Genomic DNA, 21,928 nt, shown 5'->3' with positions numbered 1-21,928 from the left:
GCAAGGCGTATTATAATTTAAATCAAAAAATAAGCAACTAATACACATGAAAAATATAATTATTGTTTTCTTATTCCTCTTTGCAGTCGGGAATGTAGAGGCACAGACACAAAGTAATAGAAATGTAACCGGAGTCCCTTTTTTAAGGATCGCCTCTGATGCAAGAGCGGCTGGAATGGGAGATACTGGAGTAGCAACAGCTACAGATGTTTTCTCTCAACAATGGAATGCGGCCAAATATCCCTTCTCTGAAGATAAATTCGGTGTAGGGATCAGTTACACACCTTACCTTACTTCATTAACCAATGATATGGCATTAGTAAGTGCTAACTTTTTCAATAAAATTAATGACAGAAGCACTTTTGGTGTAGGGTTGCGTTACTTCGGTATGGGTGAGGTCGTTTTTAGATCGAATGAAAACGATCCGGGTAGGGTTGTTAATCCTAATGAATTGGCATTAGAAGGCTCATATGCCCTGAAGTTAAGCAATTCTTTTGCAATGGCTGTGTCGGGAAGATACATACGTTCAGATCTAAAATTGCAAGAACAATTCGACAATGCGAAAGTAGCCAGCTCTTTTGCAGTAGATTTAGGAGGGTTTTATCAGTCTAATGAATTCTCATTAAAAGGAATTCAAAGTAGATGGAGAGCTGGTTTTAATCTTTCTAATCTTGGCTCAAAATTAAATTATAGTGATGCGAATAACAATGAAAGTGTTTTGCCCTCTAACCTTGCCGTGGGTACTGGTATTGATTTCATCTTCGACACCGCCAGCACATTGGGAGCTACTTTAGAATTTAATAAATTATTGACTAAAGGAGCAAAGGGAATAACCACTGGCATTGGGATTGAATATGTGTACCAAAACGTATTTGCTTTGCGTACTGGATATTTTAATGATGTTGATACGATGTATGCTGTCAATTATTTTACATTTGGAGGAGGATTTACCATCAAAAAATTAAAAATTGATTTGTCCTATCTAGCTTCTACTTCCAAGCATAGTTCTCCTTTAGATAATACCTTACGATTCTCTTTGTCATTTAATATTGGTGACTATGTAGAGCCAGTAATGCAATAAAAAACTATTTTTTTTAAATCATAGTGTAACAACAATTTACATAAAAAGAGGCGTCTTACTACAGAGCATCCTCAAAAGTTTTAAAAATTTATGGTTGAAAGTGAGCTCGATATTTTTCGGGCTCATTTTATTTTAATTCCATCTTTAATACAATAGATTTGTAGCTTTTTTTGGTCGAAGTTAATCGGCTGTAATTCCAGGAAATGCTTCTGTAAAAGCATTGCGTAACAACTTCAAGACAAAGGATTTGATGTAAAACGAATACTTTCCCCCACGGTTCCCGCCGGACAAGAGCGCTTGCGTTTTTGTTTTTACAGCTAGAATTGAAGAAGAAATAACAATAGTATTGTCGTTGTTGAGTACTTTTGTTTTTTAAATCAGTTAATACATGCATTGTTTCACAACCTGAAATACCAAGTTGATCAGAGTAGTTCCTTAACTCTTTGCGCAACTTCTTTTACTTTGTGAATCTTTGTGAAACAAAAAAATATGAAATTATTTATTACAGGAATAGGTACCGATGTAGGTAAAACCGTTGCAGCTGCTATCATTACTCAAGCTTTAGAAGCCGATTATTGGAAACCCATTCAGGCAGGAGATTTAGATAATTCCGATAGTCATAAAGTAAAGGCCTACGTGTCTAATCAAAAGACTGTTTTTCATTCCAACAGTTATGCTTTACAAACGCCTGCAAGCCCTCATTATGCAGCCGAAATAGATGGAATCACCATTGATATCACTCATATTAAAGAGCCGATAACCAAAAATCATCTGGTAATTGAAGGCGCTGGCGGAATTTTAGTTCCTCTGAATACAACTAATACGATTGCCGATTTGATTCAACCCGATTACAAGGTGATTGTGGTTTCCCGTCATTATTTGGGGAGCATCAATCATACGTTGTTAACTATCGAGGCGTTACAAAACCGAAACATAGCTGTGGCTGGAATCGTTTTTTCTGGCCACGAAAATCAAGCAACCGAATCGATTATTGTAAGCAAAACAGGAGTTAAATGTATAGGAAGAATCGACCAAGAACCCTATTTTGATTCGAATGTTATCGCAGAATATGCCGATTTATTCCGAGAGCAATTATTGAGGTTATAATTATGAATACAGCAAATATTCCTTCTTCCCAAACAATGAAGCTTACAGAAAGAGACCAAAAACACCTTTGGCATCCATACACCCAACATAAAACAGCGGCTTTACCGGTCGGAATTATCCGTGGTGAAGCGGCTCTATTGTGGGACGAAAACGGGAAAGAATATATTGATGCCATTGCTTCGTGGTGGGTCAATCCTTATGGTCACTCGAATCGCTTTATTGCGGATGCGATTTATAAACAACTTATAACCTTAGAGCACGTACTTTTTGGAGGTTTTACGCACGAACCCGCTGTTGTTTTATCCGAGAAATTAGTCGAAATCTTACCTAGCAATCAGCAAAAACTCTTTTTTTCGGATAATGGTTCTACCGCTGTCGAAATTGCGATAAAAGTCGCTTTGCAGTATCACTTTAACCAAGGAATTTCAAAAACAACGATTATTGCATTTGAAGATGCCTTTCATGGCGACACTTTTGCGGCGATGGCGGCGAGTGGTATTTCTTTCTTTACCGAAGCTTTTCAAGGAATGATGATTGATGTCGTTCGGATTCCTGTTCCTGTGCAAGGAAAGGAAGCGGAAAGTAAGGCAGCTCTTCAAAAAGCAATCACCGATAAAAATTGTGCAGCGTTTATTTTTGAACCTTTGGTACAAGGTGCCGCAGGAATGGTGATGTATGCACCCGAAGCTTTGGATAACTTGCTTCAAATTTGCAAAGAAAACCAAGTATTGGCTATTGCCGATGAAGTGATGACTGGTTTTGGTAAAACGGGAAAAAACTTTGCTTGCGATTATTTAAAAGAACAACCCGATATGATGTGCTTGTCTAAAGCCTTGACTGGTGGCACTATTCCTATGGCGATTACGACTTTCACAACAGCCATTTTTGATGCATTCTATGATGATGATATTAATAAAGCCTTGTTTCACGGGCATACGTTTACGGCTAATCCTACGGGTTGTGCTGCAGCACTTGCCAGCATCGAATTGTTGCAAACCGAAACGATGCAGACCAATATTCAACGGATTCATCAACGCCATTTGGACTTTCAAAAGCATATAGCTATACACCCAAAAGTAACCACCACTAGAGTTTTTGGGGTGATTTTCGCTTTGGAAATCAAAACCGATGGCGCAGCGAGTTATTATGGTTCTTTGCGTAATAAACTCTACGATTTTTTTATTGAAAATGGAGTAATTCTGCGTCCAGTTGGGAATATAGTTTACATTTTGCCGCCTTATGTAATTACCGATGCACAGTTGCAAATAGTGTATGAAGTAGTCGAAAGTGCTTTGGAAATAGCGTAGTTTTTAAACACGAATTTCACGAATTGACACGAATTTAAAAAAATTAAAGACATTAATAAAATCTGGGTTTAACCGCAAGGCACGCAAAGGAAAAATCGCAAGGTTTGCAAAGTGTTGTGCTTTGTGAAAAATTTGTGTTTTTTTTTTCTATAACAAAAAAAATCCGCATCCATCCGTTTTATCCGCGTCATCCGTGTTCCATTTATGCGTATAGCTAAAATCAATTTGCATAGATTTTCAATTATTTTGTGGACTTTCTGTAATTCTTTGCGACCTTTGCGGTAAATTACAATCGTCTATTTTGTCACAAATTATCTCTATAACCGCCCTGTCCTCCATTTCCCCTTTGGGCAATGACCCGAAGACCATTTGGGAAAACTATCAAAATACTAAAACTTGTTTTTCCGAACATTTTTTAGACCATCAAAATACTTGTGTGGCTACTTTGGATGCCGCTTCACAACAAGAAGTTTTGGCTTTACAACAAACGGATATAAAGTACAAATCATTGGATAAATCGGTGTTGTATGCTATGGTGGCGGCAAGAAAAGCGATGGCGCAGGCCCGTTGGGAAAAAGGAGGGAGTTTTGGTATCAACATTGGCTCTTCAAGAGGTGCCACCGATTTGTTCGAAAAACATTTTCAGGAATATTTAACGACGGGAAAAGCCCAAACCTTAGCTTCACCTACCACTACTTTGGGGAATATTTCGTCTTGGGTGGCGCATGATTTGCAAAGTACTGGTCCCGAAATTTCACATTCCATTACTTGTTCTACTGCCTTGCATGCTTTACTCAACGGAGTCGCTTGGTTGCGAGCAGGAATGGTAAATCAATTTTTAGTTGGTGGAAGCGAAGCACCCTTGACTGATTTTACAATAGGCCAAATGCGCGCTTTGAAGATTTATACTCAAAGTAAAGAGGAGTACCCCAACCGTGCTTTGGATTTAGATAAAAAGCAAAACACAATGGTTTTAGGTGAAGGTGCGGCAGTATGTTGTTTAGAATTAGGTCAAAAAGAAAATGCCTTGGCTTTTATTGAAGGCATCGGCTACGCTACAGAAATTTTGGAGCATAACATTTCAATTTCAGCAGAAGCCCTTTGTTTTCAAAAATCGATGGCAATGGCTTTGCAAAACACGCCTTTATCCGAAGTAGATGCTATTGTAATGCACGCGCCAGGTACCATCAAAGGGGATTTGACAGAATACCGTGCCATTGAAAAAGTGTTTGGAAAACAGTTACCATTACTCACTACCAATAAATGGAAAATAGGGCATACGTTTGGTGCTTCAGGAATCTTAAGTGTTGAAATGGCCATTCTGATGCTGCAACACAAGCAATTTATTTCCACTCCATTTTTTAATCAAACTTCCGATTCAAGAACGATTCGTAAGGTGCTCGTTAACGCCGTTGGTTTTGGAGGAAATGCCGTTTCGGTGCTGTTGAGTTTGTGAAATTTGTTTAATTGTTTGAACTGTTTAATCGGTTAATCGTTTAAAACTTTGCGCTCCTTGTGGTTAAGTTTTTTACCACGAAGAAAAACGAAGAACACACGAAGCTACACAAAGTCAAAGAGTTTTATTTTATAAGAATCAACCAAAACTTATATGCCCTTATTTGTCTTATATGGTTCAAAATACACAGCCTATTCAGAAAAACTTGGGTAACTTATATGTTTTTTTCTTGTGAATTTAACGGTTAAATTTTGCACGCAGATTCAACAGATTTTAAAAAGAGTTTAATTGGTTAATAGTTAATCGTTTAAAACTTTGCGTCCCTTGCGTAATCCTTTGTGCCCTTTGCGGTTAATTTTTTTTTTTTACCACTATGCAATACTATTGAGCTTTGCGCCTTTGTCCCCTTGCGGTTAAATCTTAGGCACTATAAAAAATCCGTGTCATCCGCGTTCCCAAGCTCCAATTCCTTTACTTTCTCATAAATCAAGTTGCTCTCAAAACCACGACGAAGCAAATAATCACAAAATTTCTTCCTTTTTTTAAGCGCATTTTTTTCTGTAATGGTTTGCCAATTCCTTTCGGCTAAAGCATTAAAAGTTTCCAAGTATTCCTCAGGGGAGATTTCTTTTAAGGCGAGCGTAATCAAGGTAGTGTTGATGTGGCGCATTTTGAGTTCGTTGGTAATGCGGATTTTTCCCCAATGTTTGATGCGGTGTTTGCCACGGGCAAAGCTACAAGCGAAACGGGCTTCATTCAAGAAGTTGTGTTCGATAAGATGCACAATAAGCTGGTCGATCTCGTGGGAATCCAAGTGCATGCTTCGCAATTTGGTATAGACTTCCTCATGACAGCGCTCTTGGTAGGCGCAAAAGTGTTCTATTTTTTGTTGGGCTTCTTTCAGGGTGTAAGCGTTAGTCATGGGATGATTTTTTTGAGTAACAACAAGCTCACAAAAATACCTTTTTATGTGCGATTCTGCTCAAAATAACCTTTCAAAGTTACTTCTTTTGAAATACTTGCACTTTAGTGATTTAAACATAAATTTTAACGTTTAATTATGCCTAAAATAGTTACTTTTGCCCCAAATTAACAAAAATAATTGAGAATTTTTTCTTTATAATTTTTTGTTAGCATAAATTAAATTTAGACTATTTTTTTATGAAAAGAATTTTACTTTTTGCGGTGTTGTTGATGGTACAATTGGGGTTTGGGCAATCACCTTATACTTCTGTTGGTTCTGGAAACTGGAATTCTGATACTACTTGGAGTGGTAGTGGAGTACCTGGAGTTGGTGATGTTGTAAACATAGCTAATGGTCATACTGTAAAGGTTACTGCAAATCAAAGTTCAAGATCTATTACAATCAAGGGAGGCGATAAGCAAACTGAACTAAAAATTGATGTAACAGGTTCATTGATAGTTACGGAAGGAGTTGTAATAGAAGCATCGATTAAAAAAAATGCCACTAATAATCTAGAAGTTGGGGCGGGAAGTTTAACGGCTGGTTCCATAACATTTGTTGAAACGAGTGATATTGATCGAAGATCAACTTTAATGTTGAGTTCAGGAACGATTACAGTGAGTGGGAGTATTGATTTAAGTAGTAATAACATAAACAATATCATAGTTTTTTCTGATTCAGGAACTTTAAACATTGGCGGTACAATTTCTGGTGGTAGTTTGACTCCTTCTTCGGGTACTGTTAATTATAATAATGTTGGTTCGCAAACGGTAGGAGCCTACACATATAATAATTTAAACCTTTCAAGTAATGGTACCAAAACTTTTGGAAGTACTATTACAATTAATAATGTTTTTTCTATTTCATCGGGAGTTATAGCTGATCTTGGTACTGGACTAACACATGTTGCAAAATCACTCACATTAGGTGGTAACGGAATAATATCTGGCACCTGGGGCAGTACATCATCTTCTGCTACTAATAAAAACGATACTTTTTTTGCACCGAATTCTGGGATAGTAAATGTAACTTCGACTTCATGTGCACCTGGGAATTGGGTCGGTGTTACAAGTACAGACTGGAATACTGCATCTAATTGGTGCGGTGGAATACCAACTGCCACAACCGATGTTGTTATACCAAGCGGAACACCTTTCTCTCCAATCATTTCCAGTGGAACTTCAGCCATTTGCAGAAATTTAACAGTAAATGCTTCAGCTGCTTTATCATTAGCTAATAGTGCTACTAGTTTACTAAACATTAGTGGAAACTTTGTAAATAATGGAATTTTTACTGCTGGTACAGCAAGTAGTATTAGTTTTGTTGGTGCTAATCAAAACGTAGCAGGAGTTACCTACAGTAATTTGACTTTGTCGGGAAGTGGGACTAAAACATTTGCAGCAAACACTATAATTAATAATATTACATCTATTGCAACTGGTGTTCAACTGAATTTAAATGCAATAACTACTCATACAACAGGTGCGCTTCTTTTAAATGGAGCTAATCAGGTGGGCGGTACCTGGGGAACTTCAACCTCAGGAGCAATTAACCCTAATGACACTTTTTTTACTGCGAATGGTAGAATAACTGTTCCTAATAATTCTGCTATTGATAATGATTTTGCTTCTTATGGGACAACAGGAGATGTTGCTGGTACTATTGGAGAGTATGGAGGATCTTTTACATTAACGGCTCCATATGGTAATGTACTTATGAATGTTAAATTTGCAAGTTATGGAACTCCAACTGGAATTAGTCCAAATTTTGTACTAAGCTCTTGCCATGCCCCAACAAGTAAAATAAATACTCTAAATCTTTTAGGAAATACTAGTTGGTCTTTCAATGCTGTTTCTGGAGTTTTAAACGGCATGTATGGAGATCCTTGTGTAGGGATCAGAAAAACATATAGTGTTGTGGCCACATATGCAAAGCCAATTTGTACTGATTCAAGTCCTGGTGAAATAACAATTAATGGATCTACTCCTACAGGTGGAAATGGAAGCTATTCCTATCAATGGGAAATGAGTACGACTAGTGCCACTTCAGGTTTCGTAATCGCTCCAGGTATAAGTAATACAAGAGATTATTTAGTACCAGCGGGTATTTCTCAAACAACATGGTATAAAAGAACAACAACTTCAGGCGTGTACACTAGTAATACCATAGTAATCATACAGGTTAATAAATTACCATCTTTATCAACGCCAACAGTTGCAAATGTATCAGGAAACACTACCATTTGTGCAGGTAATTCAACAACTTTAACGGTAAGTGGAGGTTCGTTGTCAGGTTATGCCACAGGGGGCGATAAAGGAGGATTTGCAGAATGGTTTGCTAGTTCCTGTGGAGGTGTTTCGATTGGTCAAGGCAATACGATTACAGTTAGTCCGACAAGTACTACAACGTATTATGTGAGATATACAAATTCGTGTGGAAACTCCACTACTTGTGTACCTGTAACGGTTACAGTTAATAGCCTTTCTGTAGCTCCAACAAATATAACGGGGATAACAACTATTTGCTCCGGAAGTTCTACAATACTTACAGTTAATGGTGGTTCAACAGGAACAGGAGCAACAGCCCAATGGTTTTCAGGTTCTTGTGGGGGTATACCCTTAGGTACAGGTAATAGTATAATCGTATCGCCAACGGTTAATACAACTTATTTTGTGCGTTATAGCGGGACTTGTAATACAACTGCTTGCGCGTCTACAACTGTTATGATTGTTCCTCCTAGTATCACACCAAATAAAGTTGATGAAACTTGTTCAAATTCTAATAATGGGAGTATTTCGCCTCAGCTATCAGGTGGTATTTCAAATGTGAGATATATAAAATTATCACAAAAATATACTATTGATGCCTATCAGCAAGTGGCAGAAATTCAGGCTTTTGAAATATTTACAGGGAATAATGTTGCGCTTTCAAGTAACGGTGCTGTGGCGACTGCATCATCAGTATGGTTAGGTAGTAGTGGTCCCAACTATATTCCTTCAAATGTTAATAATGGGGTAACTACGGGGGATACATTTTGGCATAGTGCAACAAATAATATAAATGAGTGGGTAATGGTTGATTTGCAATCAGGAAAAAATATTGATTACTTGCGATTTTACAATAGAACTAGTTGTTGTTCCTCTAGAGGTCAAAATATGCTGTTAGAGCTTTTCGATTCTTCTTATAATTTAGTTTATTCCAAATCAGTTGATTTGTATCAAGCAGGAGTTAATTTTTTAGAAGTAAATGTTTTAGATGTTAATTGGACAGATGGAGCAAACACTCTTAACAGAGTAGGACTAGATTCAGGGACTTATATTTTGAATTATACAGATGTTGGAGGATGCTCAATTAACTCTCCTATTGAAATTAAAGCGACAAATACAAGTCCTTCTGCCCCAATCATTGGCACCATCACCCAACCCACTTGTGTCCTTGCAACAGGAAGTGTTGCTTTGAGTGGTTTACCATCTTCAGGATCTTGGACTATTTCAGCTACACCTTCAACCGCTGGTTTGACGGGATTAACAGGAACAAATGTTGATAATACGATAATTGGAGGGTTAGCTGCTAATACTAGTTATACTTTTGTAATAAGCAATGGTACGTGTACTTCAGCATCATCGGGTGCAGCAGTGACTAATCCAATTCCTGCTACTGCCACTTGGAATGGTAGTGCTTGGATAGGGACAACTCCAGCTGGTTCTAATCCTTTGTTAACCCAACCTATTATTTTTAATGGAAATTACACCTCTACAGGTAACATTAATGGCTGTTCTTGTGCGGTAACATCGGGTAACGTCGTCATAAATTCAGGACATACGATGACCATAACAAATGCAGTAAATGTTACTAATAATGCTACAACAAGTCTTATTTTTAATAACACGGCCAGTTTAGTACAAACCAACAACGTTACCAATACAGGAACTATTGAATACAACCGTAGTTCCTCCCTCATGAAAAATTTCGATTTCACCTATTGGTCATCGCCTGTTGCGGGTCAAAATATAGTGACGTTGTCTCCGAATACTTTAGCAGATAAATATTTTAGATATGATCCTGTCAGTGGTTGGTTATTGCATACAGGTATAATGACACCCGGAGCTGGATACATCATCCGTGTTCCAAAACCTGGTTCTCCTGCACCTGATAACTGGTCGGGCAGCACTTATGCGCAACCCGTAACCTTCAAAGGAGTGCCGAACAATGGAAATGTTACATTTACTGTAGGACCCGACCAATACAATTTGATTGGCAATCCATATCCGTCGGCTATAAATGCCACAACCTTTATGCAAGACAACAGTGCAATTATATACGGACCATTGTATTTTTGGACGCATAATACGCCAATCACCAATAATGGTTATATGGCTAACGATTATGCTACTTTTAATCTAACGGGTTCTACAGTAACGGGGCTGCCTACCGGACCTGCACCAAACCCTGGTTTAAATAACAATGCGCCCAACGGTTACATCGCAGCAGGCCAATCGTTTTTTGTAGGAACAAAACAAGGAATAGCCACTGATAGTAAATTTCAATTTACCAACTCGATGCGTGTATCAGGGACAACAAATTCTTATGGTACAGGGATCAATCAACAGTTTTTCAAGCAAACCAGCACTAAGAAATCGACCACTGTCGAGAAAAATCGCGTTTGGTTGAATTTGACCAATGCGCAAGGTGCTTTCAAACAATTATTGGTGGGCTATGTTACCGGAGCTACCAACGATTGGGATACTTTGTATGACGGTCCGAGTTTTGATGGCCAGCCTTTTGTGGATTTCTACAGCATCAATCAAGGACAAAATCTAACGATTCAAGGTCGCGCCTTGCCTTTTGAGGTAACTGATGTTGTGCCTTTGGGTTACCGCAGCACAATTGCAGGGCCATTTGAGATTGGTATTGATTCTAGAGATGGTGTTTTGGCCCAACAAGAGCTTTGGTTGGAAGATAAAAAGACGAGTACCGTTCACGATTTGACCAAGGGTAGTTACACCTTTACCACCATCAATGGATTAGAAAACGACCGCTTCGTGTTGAAATACACCAATAAAACTTTGGGTACTGATGATAACACGTTAGCAGACAAATCGCTTGTGATTAGTATCAAAAATAAAAAAATAACGGTTACTTCTTCGGAAGAAACCATTACACAAATTCAGATTTTTGATTTGTTGGGTAGAAAAATCTACGATAAAGCGAAAATCAATGCCCAGGAATATGTCATCGATCACTTGTTATCTTCGGAGCAAACGTTGATTGTAAAAACTACCTTGGCCAATGGTGTAATCAATAGTCAGAAAATTATTTTTTAAGGACAAATTGTTTGTAATTCGAAAACCCTTTCAGTGATTTACATTGAAAGGGTTTTTAAATTCATGAAGTACTATAAATCGGTAATACTATTTGTAGTAACATAATTTTTTTTGTTTCAGTTTGTCTGTTTAAATATAAATTTTTTGTTAATTTTTTTATTTTGCAAATTCACCACTACTTGCATTTTAAAAATAGGTACTTGCGCTTTTATTCATACATTTGCTTTTAATATAGTAGTGGTTTTTCACACAAAATCATCACTAAGTAATTGGATGTTTTAAATCAAAATATGAATAGAATTTTATTTTTTGCGGTTTTGTTTTTTGCAGTTGTAATGGTTAAAGCGCAAGTTTTACTGCCTGTAAAAGAAGTAAATAGAAATCCATTATCAAAAAACTGGAATGTTTCAATACCTAATAATATAGAAGGTACAGTTTTAAAAAAATCCTCAAACCTGGCTTCGACTAGTTCAGTGGTAACAAAAATTTATACTGACTTTAACGGTTTTTTTACTTCAGCAAGCGCTACTACAGATGCGACCAAGCAACCCGATACGGAAAACAATTTACTAGCTTTCGATTGGAATGGCAAGACTTGGGCTACCGGAGTGGATAATGCCGTTTTAACTAGTAAAGGAGTTACTTTTGAAGACACCAAATTTAGAGCGCTAAAAATATTTGATATTCAATATAATATTACTAGCACCTATTTCTTACAAGGGGCAATGATGGATGGTTCACTAACCAATAGAATACTAACCCCTCCGTTAATTGGTAGCACTTCAACCCCAGCAGAGTTAGCCGCTCGTTTGACTGATGGAAAAAAAGGATTGTCTTTAGGAACAGGAATTGCTAATATTAAAGCAGGAACTTCTCAATTTAAAATTGGAACAGGAAATATTAATATCTCCGGTGTAGGTGATGGTAAGCCAGATATTATTATTTCGCAAGTGGCTCAACCCGATGCTGGTGCAGATGTTTTTAAGTTTGTTGATGTAAATGGGAATACCATTGGGAATACCATAACGATATCTTTCCCGGCTATAAATGCGGTGGGTAGCTATCGATTGGATTTGTTTAAAGCTGATAATGGAGTGGCAAGTAATAATTTTCAAGCAAATGAAACCAGAGATATCCGAATGTTAGGCTATGATTTTTCTGATTTTGGAATTAATGCTTCGAATGAAGCTTCGGTAGATCGTTTAGTAATTACTTTTTCTGGAAGTTCCGATTGTGCATTTATAGGGGTGAATGAAGGCTCACTTAAACGCTCAGAATTAAGCCTTGTAAAAACTGCTTCTTTAGTTGATTGTGGAAAATTAGGAGACACGATAACGTATAGTTTTGTGGTAAAAAACTCAGGCGATGTTCCACTTACCAACATCAAATTAAGGGATCTAAATCCTGCAGTAGTAATACCAACTAGTACTATAGCGCTTTTGGCACCTGGAGCCACTGCAACGTTGACTGGTACGTACGTAATCACAGCTGCAGATGTGGCCTTAGGTAAAGTTGAAAATAGTGCAGAGGTAGTAGGAGAAGATCCTTCGTTATCAAAGGTTACGGATATTTCGGGTACCAATGAGTCAAATAATGTTCCAACTGTAATTCAATTGTTAAAAACATGGACAGGGACATCAAGTACCGATTGGAATGTCGCTACTAATTGGAGTCCTAATGGAATTCCAACCGCCTCAGACTGTGTCGTTATTCCTAATGTTACCAATAAGCCTATTGTAGGCACGGTTGATGCCAATGCGAATACATTGCAGGTTAATGCTACTGGTGTCCTGACTGTAAATAGCCTTCGTACACTTTCTGTGGTTGATAAAGTTACTGTTGTAAGTGGTGGAAAATTAGTCTTTGAAAATAATGCCAGTTTAGTACAAATCAACAACGTTACCAATACAGGAACTATTGAATACAACCGTAGTTCCTCCCTCATGAAAAACTTCGATTTCACCTATTGGTCATCGCCTGTTGCGGGTCAAAATATAGTGACGTTGTCTCCGAATACTTTAGCAGATAAATATTTTAGATATGATCCTGCTAGTGGTTGGGTCTTGTACAATAATCCAACAACAAGTACTATGATTCCTGGTGCAGGGTATATTATCCGTGTGCCAAAGCCAGGGACATATCTTAATGGCGAAACTTGGTCAGGGGTCACACCTTATGCACAACCCGTAACTTTCAAAGGTGTGCCTAACAATGGAGATGTTACCTTTACTGTTGGACCTAATCAATATAATTTGGTTGGGAATCCCTATCCATCGGCTATTGACGCTACAAAGTTTATGAAAGACAACAGTGGAATAATTTATGGGCCATTGTATTTCTGGACTCATAATACGCCGATTGCGAATAATATATACACGGCCAATGATTATGCTACATTTAATATCACAGGAGGTACAGGAACAGCAACTGCTAAAGCTCCAAGTACAGGTGTTTCTGGAGTGGTTCCGAATGGTTTCATTGCTGCTGGTCAATCATTTTTTGTAGGAACAAAAAGCGGAATTGCTTCAAACAGTAGTTTCAAATTTACTAACACCATGCGTGTTTCAGCAAACAATACCCAATTCTTTAAACAAACTAATACCAAAAAATCTACATCAGACGAGAAAAACCGTGTTTGGTTGAATTTGACCAATGCACAAGGCGCTTTCAAACAATTATTGGTGGGCTACATTACGGGTGCTACCAATGATTACGACAATTTGTATGACGGTCCGAGTTTTGATGGCCAGCCTTTTGTGGATTTCTACAGCATCAATCAAGGACAAAATCTAACGATTCAGGGTCGCGCTTTGCCTTTTGAGGTAACTGATGTTGTGCCTTTGGGCTACCGCAGTACCATTGCAGGGCCATTTGAGATTGGTATTGATTCTAGAGATGGTGTTTTGGCCCAACAAGAGCTTTGGTTGGAAGATAAAAAGACGAGTACCGTTCACGATTTGACCAAGGGTAGTTATACCTTTACCACTATCTATGGAGTAGAAAACGACCGCTTCGTGTTGAAATACACCAATAAAACATTGGGTACTGAGGACAACATAGTAGCAGACAAATCACTTCTGATTAGTATTAAAAATAAAAAAATCACAATTACTTCATCTGAGGAAACGATGTCACAAATACAGATTTTTGATTTGTTGGGTAGAAAAATCTACGATAAAGCAAAAATCAATGCCCAGGAATATGTCATCGATCATTTGTTATCTTCGGAGCAAACGTTGATTGTAAAAACTACTTTGGCCAAGGGCGTAATCAACAGTCAGAAAATTATTTTTTAAGAAAATTTCCGTAAGTGCGCTTAATAGTGTAAGAACGATTTAACCCATTCTTTTAGTATCAAACCCTTTTCCTGTTTTAGCAGGGAAAGGGTTTTTTAATGGGGCTACTACTATTTTAAATATCACTAAATCTGGGTATTGCATAAATAAACACAACCTAATAATTTTATCACTGCTTCTCTTGTTAATTGTTTAATAAGGCTATCCGTAATTCATACCAAGAGGTTAAATATTGAAAAGACCCTTTGCGACCCTGCGCCTTTACGAGCCAAATTTCACGCTAAGTCACAGAGACGCAAAGAATAGAGAGAATAAAGGGCAATCAAAAGCATTCCATAATTAATTCATTCTCCAAAATGGTACTATTCGCCGATAGTCACATTGTTTAATTTTAAAATGAAAGACTTTGAAAAAGTATACTTTACGGTTGTTTTTGGTGATTTTTTGCAGTAGTGTGGGGGTTGCTTTTGGGCAACAAGGAAAAGTGGATCCTACGTTTAATACGTTTGATGATGGTTTAAAAGGAGATGGTTTCGATAATACTGTCAAAACATTGGCAGTGCAGGCCGATGGTAAATTGATTGTTGGTGGAGATTTTCTAAACTTTAATGGTAGTACTACCCCTTATTTATGTCGGTTATTACCTGATGGATCTAAGGACGCCTCTTTTGCTTTGGGCACAGGTTTTAATGATAAAGTTTATGCCTGTTTACTGCAGCCCGATGGCAAGATTATAGTAAGTGGTTCGTTTACTACTTTTAATGGTGTTTCCGTTGGTCGCATAGTTCGGCTTCTTTCTGATGGAAGTCGGGACACCTCATTTGTTACAACGCCAGGTGCTTCGAGTAATGTCATTTATGATATGGCATTACAATCAGATGGCAGTATTTTCTTGGTTGGAAGTTTTACGAAGTTCAATGGAATTACAACTAATAGATTGGTAAAAATTTTACCTAACGGGACCATTGATACTACCTTTAGTATTGGCACAGGTGCTTCTAAAGTGATTGAAAAAGTCGAGCTTCAATCCGATGGTAAAATTATTATTGGTGGAGATTTTGATACATTCAATGGTGTAAGCCTGGGAAGAATTGCTCGATTAAATCCTAACGGGAGTCTGGATTTGAGTTTTACAACAGGTGTTGGTTTTAACAACAATGTTAGTGCTATAGGCATTCAAGCGGATGGTAAAATCATTTTGGGAGGTTCTTTTACCCTCTTTAACGGAACTACCGCCAATCGCATTGTAAGAGTAAACCAAGATGGAACCGTAGATTCCTCTTTTGTTTCGGGTTCTGGATTTAGTAATGGGACTGTTGAGGTTATCAATAGCACTTCAAGTGGAGATCTCATGATAGGAGGTTCTTTTAATGAAAGCTACAATGGAACTAAGGTAAACAGAGTACAGCTTTTCAATTCAAATGGTGTGATCAATACCGCTTTTGATATGGGTAATGGTCCTGCTACTGCTAGTGTTCTTGCTTTAGAAAATTTCATGGATTCTGCTTGGTTTGTGGGAGGATCTTTTTCCATTTTTGATGATCAAAACCAAGGAAAATTGGCTAAAATTGATACGCAAGGTGCATTAGATATTGGGTATTTAACTTCGGGGGTAGGCTTGAATAACAGCGTTTCAAAACTAATTCCACTAGTGAACAAGAGTAGTATAGTCGTTGGGAATTTCACACAGTTTAATGGGGTAGCAGCTCCTAGAATCGCAAAACTCAATGAAGCAGGCGAGATAGAAAACTCATTTGATGGCACGGTTCAGGGGGCTAATGCTACCATTCGCAATGCGGCGGTACAATCCGATGGAAAAATTATCATTGTAGGTAATTTTAGCGCTTATAATGGCACTGCGGCAAAAGGAGTTGCTCGTTTGTTACCCAATGGAAGTATTGATTCCTTGTTCAATATTGGCTCAGGATGCAATGGGCAAGTATATGGTGTAGAGGTTCAGTTAGATGGAAAAATTATCATTGTTGGGAATTTTTCGACCTATAATGGAATGACAGCGATTAAAATTGCGCGTTTATTACCTGATGGAAGTTTGGACGCTACTTTTAGTACAGGTACCGGGGCTGAAGATGGTATAGTTGAAACCATAGTTTTGCAATCGGATGGGAAAATGATTTTGGGAGGGCATTTTACAGTGTTTAACGGAGTTTCATCTCCAAGGCTTATTCAATTGAATTCAGACGGAAGCGTAGACACTGGCTTTCACATTGGTGCTGGGTTTGATGCTACGGTTTATTGTGTAGCCTTGCAATCGGATGGTAAAATTATAGTAGGAGGTTCTTTTTTGAAATGTAATGGCAATGCAATAAAAAGGCTGATTCGGCTTCATTCCAATGGGAGTTTGGATACTACTTTTATCACCGGTAACGGATTCAGTAGCGGAACGGTTAGAGCTATTTTAGTACAACCCAATGGTCGATTACTACTTGGTGGGACATTTTCTGGAACGTATAATGGAGTCGGGGTGAAAAGAATGGTACGGATCCATGCCAATGGTAGTTTAGATGGTAGTTTTTTGGTCAATTTGAATGGTACACTTTCCTCGATAGCCATGACTTCCGATGAGAAAGTACTAATTGGAGGCACTTTTAATTCAGTTTCAGGGAGTACTAAACATCGAATTGCTAGGTTGCTGCTGTGTGTGGATCAAACGAAACGTGCTGGTGCAGCATGGACTAATGGAGCACCCACACCCGGAAAGGATCTGATTTTTGAGGAAAACTATACCTTTACTAACGCTACCTATGCTTGTCAATGTGCTATTACTTCGGGTTTTGAAGTAAGAATTAGTGCGGGCAATACGTTGTCTTTGCGGTATCAATATGCGGGGGAAGGACTTTTAGTTCTAGAAGATGGGGCAAGTTTGCATCAAATAGATGATCAAACTAGTAATACGGGTGTTGTTCGGATGTTTCGAAAGACCACCCCAATACTCAAAAAAGATTTTACTTATTGGTCTAGCGCTGTTCAAAGTCAGCGATTGATCGATGTCTCTCCGGAAACCCTTTTTGATAAATTTTTCTCCTTTAATGGAGCAACAAATACTTGGATTCAAGAATGGTCAGCTACGACTATGACTGTGGGAAAAGGATATATTATCAGAGGACCACAACATTTTTCGGACATTACTCCTACTGTTTATATGGCCTCTTTTTTAGGAATACCAAACAATGGAGTATACACTATCGCAGTAGGACCCGATCAATACAATTTGATTGGGAATCCCTATCCATCAGCTATTGATGCGGATTTGTTTATCGCTGCTAATGCGAATATTCTTTATGGGCCCTTGTATTTTTGGACGCATAATACGCCAATAACAAACAATAATTATACGGCTAATGATTATGCTACATATAATTTGACCGGTTCAACAAGGACTGCTGTAGGTAATTTTGTTGATGCGAATCATAATGGTGTTTTGGATAGTGGAGAAGAAATGAGTTCTAACAAACCTTCACGTAAAATAGCTGCAGGACAATCCTTTTTTGTGGGGACTAAAAATGGAATTGCTGCAAACAGTAGTTTCCAATTCACCAATGCCATGCGCTTAGCGGGCAATAATACCCAATTTTTCAAACAATCCATCACCAAAAAAACAACAGCTGAGGTGAAGAATCGCCTTTGGTTAAATTTAACAAACAGCCAAGGTGCTTTCAAGCAATTGTTGATCGGATATATAGAAGGGGCCACCAATGATTGGGACAGTTTGTATGACGGACCGAGTTTTGATGGCCAACCTTTTGTTGATTTTTACAGCATCAATCAGGGGAAAAACCTCACGATTCAAGGTAGAGCATTGCCTTTTGATGTGACAGATGAAATCCCTTTAGGCTATCGATCCACAATTGCTGGTTCTTTTGAAATTGGAATGGATTCCAGAGAAGGTGCTTTGGCCCAACAAGAGCTTTGGTTGGAAGATAAAAAGACGAGTACCGTTCACGATTTAACCAAAGGCAGTTATAGTTTTACCGCTATAAATGGGGTAGAAAACGACCGTTTCGTGTTGAAATACACTAATAAAACTTTGGGTACCGAGGATAACGAATTGGCCGACAAATCCCTTGTGATTAGTATCATAAATAAAAGAATAACGGTTACTTCTTCTGAGGAAACCATTACACAAATCCAGATTTTTGACTTGTTGGGTAGAAAAATCTATAATAAATCTAAAATCAACGCACAAGAGTATATGATCGATGCTTTGCCATCAAGTGAGCAGGCTTTGATTGTAAAAACCATGTTGGCTAACGGAGCGATCACCAGCCATAAAATTATTTTTTAGCCCAAATATGTACAGAAGGAACGATACATTTTGTAGCAACGGATTTTATTTGTTGTGTAGGAGTGAGCGCAATGTCATTAAGTTAAGGAATAAAATGATTGTTTCTTCAATCTAAAATCTCTTAACTTTATGACATTGGGAGTGAGAGATAGTATAGCAATGGATTTCAATCCGTTGAACAAATAAAATAGACTAATCAATTTTATCCTTTCACAGTATTTACACGGAAAGTTTTTTTATTGTAAATCAGTTACTTAGTTGTCATAAATAGGTTTTTTTTAAGTTTTTTTTTAAAAAAAATTAAGGGTTCAGAAGTATCTTTGCACACCCAGAATTTTAGTGTGGATTGTGGTTATAAATGGAATAGGAGTATGAAGAATTGGATTTTAATTTTATTGGGATTAGTTTCATCAATTACTTTTGGTCAAGCAGTCGGAGAATATCGATCCAAGAGCAGTGGGGATTGGAAAACCCTTTCGGTTTGGGAACGTTGGAATGGTTCTACATGGGTAACACCCTCGATCACCCAAGGATATCCCGGGGAATTGAACGTTTATTATGGCCCTTTATTACTACAATCAGGGAATACGATTAGCATTGATGTGAGCAGTTCTAATTTTAGTACCCTACCCATAGAATCGATTACAATTACGGGGAAATTACTGCTTGTTGGCGCTAATAATCAGAATAATGTTGTAAGACTTGATACCAAATTAGTTAATGTTACCCCTACAATAGGGACTATTGAATTTAAAAATAAGGTAAGTTTACAAATTGCCTCCACGGTTTTACCAGGTTCAGCTGTTTTAAAGGTTTCCCAAGGGGGCATTATAGGGGATTGTTCGAACAACCAAGATATTCAACTTGGTACTAATTTTGTATCGTTTTGTAAAGGAGGTGGGTCGGGAAATGTAAGTTTTGATGACTTAATGAATTTGGGAGGCTCTCCAGATGTTGTGATAAATCCAATCGGGCAAATATGCGCAGGGGAAACACTAAATTTGGAAGGAAAAATTAACGGTCCAGTTGGTTCGAATGGTGTTTTTAATTGGTATTTAAATAATCAATCCACTCCTTTTGCCACAGGCTCTAAAGCGCAGATAAAATCGATTAAAGAAGGTATTTACACCATAAAATTAACTTATTCTGCTACCTATCAACAAGGTGTTTTTTCAAATTCTGAAGGTATACAATTTACAGTAGGAGTAAAGGCAGGTAAACCAAGTATAGGAAATATAGCATCTCTCACTTGTGCAACTAAAGGAAGTGTAGTCTTAAATAGCTTACCAAATAATTCATGGACAGTACTTCAAAGTGGAGCTGCGCAGGCGACTTATACGGGTTCGGGAACAACGTTTATCGTACCTAATCTTGATGCAGGAATCTATACCTTTACGGTAACTAGTGGTGGTTGTAGCTCACCGCCCTCTGAGAATGTAACTATTTCTGACAAAAGTACGACTACCTGGAATGGCTCCACTTGGAGTAATGGTGTGCCCGATTCAACGAAAAATGCCATTATAGAAAGGGCTTTTTCTGTAACTCAGGATTTTGTGGCATGCGGGTTGACTATCAATTCTGGAATTACAATTCGAGTGCCCGAAGGCCGCAATTTGATTATTACTAATGCAGTAACAAGCAACGGACAATTAATTTTCGAAAACAACGCCAGTTTAGTACAAACTAGTAATGCCAAAAATATAGGAAAAATAGAATACCGAAGAACTTCATCTGCCATGAAAAACTTTGATTATACCTATTGGTCTTCTCCTGTAACTGGGCAAACAGCAAAGTTGTTGTCACCCAATACCTTGTCAGATAAATATCACACCTACGATCCTTCCAAAGGATGGGTTTTTAATGATGGAATGATGAACCCTGGCGTAGGATTTATTATTCGTACCCCCAAACCTGGAGTCTACGGTGCACCTTATCCAGAAACGGTAGTGATGCCTTATAAGCAACCGGTCGCTTTTAAAGGGATCCCTAATAATGGGGATTATGAATTTAAAGTAGGTGCTAATCAATTCAATTTGATAGGCAATCCCTATCCGTCGGCCATTGATGCTAATAAGTTTATGCAAGCCAATAAGGACATTATTTACGGCGCCCTATATTTCTGGACACACAATACAGCAATTACAAATAATGACTATACAGCCAATGATTATGCCACTTATACTTTAGCTGGTGGTACAGGTACAGCTCCATCCAAAAATCCAGGATTGAATACAAGTACACCTAATGGTTTTATCGCCGCAGGACAATCGTTTTTTGTGGGGAATACTGTTACAGGAAGTTTTCAGTTTACCAATGCGATGCGGGTTGCTGGAAATAACGCGCAATTCTTCAAGCAAACGGCTGTTACAAAATCAAGTAATGCGCCAGAGCATCGCATTTGGTTGAATTTAACCAATAGCGAAGGAGCATTTAAACAATTGCTAATAGGTTATTTGGCAGGAGCGACTAACGATTTTGATAATCTCTACGATGGTCCAAGTTTCGATGGGCAGCCTTTTGTAGATTTTTATAGCATTAATAAAGATAAAAATCTTACGATACAAGGTCGTGCTTTGCCTTTTGACGAGACAGACGAAGTTCCTTTGGGTTATCGCAGTACTGTGGCGGGTCCATTTGAAATTGCAATTGAAAATACAGAAGGGCAGTTAGCACAACAAGAAGTTTGGCTAGAGGATAAGAAGTTGGGGTTGCTTCATGATTTATCCAAGGAAAAGTACAAGTTTACAGCCATTAGCGGCATTGAAAATGATCGATTCGTGCTAAAATATTACAACAATCAATTGGGTGTCGAAGACAATGTGATAACGGATAAGCAACTTATTGTAAGCGTTAAAAACAAAGTCATTTCGATCAATTCATCAGATGAAGCCATTACAAAAGTGCAGATTTTTGATCTGATGGGTAGAAAATTATACGATAAAGCCAAAATCAACTTACAAAAATGGTCGATTGCTACTTTAAGATCAAGTAACCAAGTGCTGATTGTACGAACCACTTTGGCTAACGGAGCGATAAAAAGTAATAAAATTATTTTTTAACCTCAAGTTCCGTAGGAACGTTACATTTTGT

At 37.9% G+C, this 21,928-nt stretch carries 9 protein-coding genes; 8 read left to right on the top strand and 1 reads right to left on the bottom strand.

Annotated elements, in window-relative coordinates:
• Positions 1-46: 46 nt before the first annotated feature.
• From porV to ACSVH7_RS01970, 4 genes are all read left to right on the top strand, one after another.
• Complete coding sequence (gene porV, locus ACSVH7_RS01985; RefSeq protein ID WP_438065013.1) at positions 47-1,081, top strand: type IX secretion system outer membrane channel protein PorV; 1,035 nt, start codon at positions 47-49, stop codon at positions 1,079-1,081.
• 489 nt (positions 1,082-1,570) lie between these two features.
• Positions 1,571-2,188 carry a dethiobiotin synthase gene (gene bioD / locus ACSVH7_RS01980; RefSeq protein WP_438065012.1) on the top strand — a complete coding sequence of 206 codons (618 nt, stop codon included), beginning with the start codon at positions 1,571-1,573 and terminating at the stop codon, positions 2,186-2,188.
• Positions 2,189-2,223: 35 nt separating this feature from the next.
• Positions 2,224-3,495, top strand: coding sequence for an adenosylmethionine--8-amino-7-oxononanoate transaminase (gene bioA, locus ACSVH7_RS01975; RefSeq protein WP_438065430.1), 1,272 nt, complete (start codon positions 2,224-2,226; stop codon positions 3,493-3,495).
• 301 nt (positions 3,496-3,796) lie between these two features.
• Positions 3,797-4,951 (top strand): beta-ketoacyl synthase N-terminal-like domain-containing protein, encoded by a 1,155-nt coding sequence (locus ACSVH7_RS01970; protein WP_438065011.1) that lies wholly within the window; start codon positions 3,797-3,799, stop codon positions 4,949-4,951.
• Between the two features lie 427 nt (positions 4,952-5,378).
• Here ACSVH7_RS01970 and ACSVH7_RS01965 read toward each other — a convergent pair whose 3' ends face one another.
• The gene (locus ACSVH7_RS01965) at positions 5,379-5,873 is read right to left on the bottom strand and encodes a regulatory protein RecX (RefSeq protein WP_438065010.1); all 495 of its coding nucleotides are present in this window, start codon (positions 5,871-5,873) and stop codon (positions 5,379-5,381) included.
• Positions 5,874-6,112: 239 nt separating this feature from the next.
• On the opposite strand from ACSVH7_RS01965, the gene ACSVH7_RS01960 reads away from it, so the two are divergent.
• The 4 genes from ACSVH7_RS01960 to ACSVH7_RS01945 all read left to right on the top strand — a co-directional run bounded on the left by ACSVH7_RS01960 (position 6,113) and on the right by ACSVH7_RS01945 (position 21,897).
• Complete coding sequence (locus ACSVH7_RS01960; RefSeq protein WP_438065009.1) at positions 6,113-11,239, top strand: T9SS sorting signal type C domain-containing protein; 5,127 nt, start codon at positions 6,113-6,115, stop codon at positions 11,237-11,239.
• Positions 11,240-11,529: 290 nt separating this feature from the next.
• The gene (locus tag ACSVH7_RS01955; protein WP_438065008.1) at positions 11,530-14,535 is read left to right on the top strand and encodes a DUF7507 domain-containing protein; all 3,006 of its coding nucleotides are present in this window, start codon (positions 11,530-11,532) and stop codon (positions 14,533-14,535) included.
• A 406-nt stretch (positions 14,536-14,941) separates the two neighbouring features.
• Positions 14,942-18,838 (top strand): T9SS sorting signal type C domain-containing protein, encoded by a 3,897-nt coding sequence (locus tag ACSVH7_RS01950; RefSeq protein WP_438065007.1) that lies wholly within the window; start codon positions 14,942-14,944, stop codon positions 18,836-18,838.
• 371 nt (positions 18,839-19,209) lie between these two features.
• Positions 19,210-21,897: a T9SS sorting signal type C domain-containing protein gene (locus ACSVH7_RS01945; protein WP_438065006.1), complete on the top strand. Its 2,688-nt coding sequence runs from the start codon at positions 19,210-19,212 to the stop codon at positions 21,895-21,897.
• Positions 21,898-21,928 lie beyond the last annotated feature (31 nt).

The organism is Flavobacterium sp. TSSA_36, from assembly GCF_051547165.1.
Taxonomy (GTDB): Bacteria; Bacteroidota; Bacteroidia; order Flavobacteriales; family Flavobacteriaceae; genus Flavobacterium.
Note: the sequence above shows the minus strand (reverse complement) of the source record. Positions and strands in the feature narration are given on the sequence as shown.

Coding starts and splice junctions, on each gene's coding strand:
- porV (WP_438065013.1), top strand. CDS start 47: ATGAAAAATATAATTATTGTTTTCTTATTCCTCTTTGCAGTCGGGAAT.
- bioD (WP_438065012.1), top strand. CDS start 1,571: ATGAAATTATTTATTACAGGAATAGGTACCGATGTAGGTAAAACCGTT.
- bioA (WP_438065430.1), top strand. CDS start 2,224: ATGAAGCTTACAGAAAGAGACCAAAAACACCTTTGGCATCCATACACC.
- ACSVH7_RS01965 (WP_438065010.1), bottom strand. CDS start 5,873: ATGACTAACGCTTACACCCTGAAAGAAGCCCAACAAAAAATAGAACAC.
- ACSVH7_RS01960 (WP_438065009.1), top strand. CDS start 6,113: ATGAAAAGAATTTTACTTTTTGCGGTGTTGTTGATGGTACAATTGGGG.
- ACSVH7_RS01955 (WP_438065008.1), top strand. CDS start 11,530: ATGAATAGAATTTTATTTTTTGCGGTTTTGTTTTTTGCAGTTGTAATG.
- ACSVH7_RS01945 (WP_438065006.1), top strand. CDS start 19,210: ATGAAGAATTGGATTTTAATTTTATTGGGATTAGTTTCATCAATTACT.